Source organism: Oleiphilus sp. HI0067, from assembly GCF_001635735.1.
Window position 1 is genome coordinate 1 of sequence record NZ_LWFI01000817.1, and the last position, 273, is coordinate 273.

At 43.6% G+C, this 273-nt stretch carries 1 pseudogene; it reads right to left on the reverse strand.

Features of this window, described 5'->3' with window-relative positions:
- Positions 1-250 (reverse strand): annotated as a pseudogene (locus A3739_RS08700) (GGDEF domain-containing protein); the annotation flags it as partial.
- Positions 251-273 lie beyond the last annotated feature (23 nt).

Genomic DNA, 273 nt, shown 5'->3' on the forward strand with positions numbered 1-273 from the left:
TGACAACGGAACATTCAGTTTTATAACGCGTGTAACGGGCGTACTCTCGAACAAGGCATTCTTCCCAATAGCCACGATTGTAGAGTTCTGTCAGTCGATCTGTGCGGCTAAGCATCTGTAATTCATCGTTGGCTTTTTCAAGAGCTTTACGGTTCGCTACGATGTCGGTGACATCGTAAATAATGATTACAGCTTGATTGACGCTTCCGTCCAAAGAAACTAGCGGTGATATGGTGATGTTTTGGTACATGAATTTCTCAGTACCGGTAATTG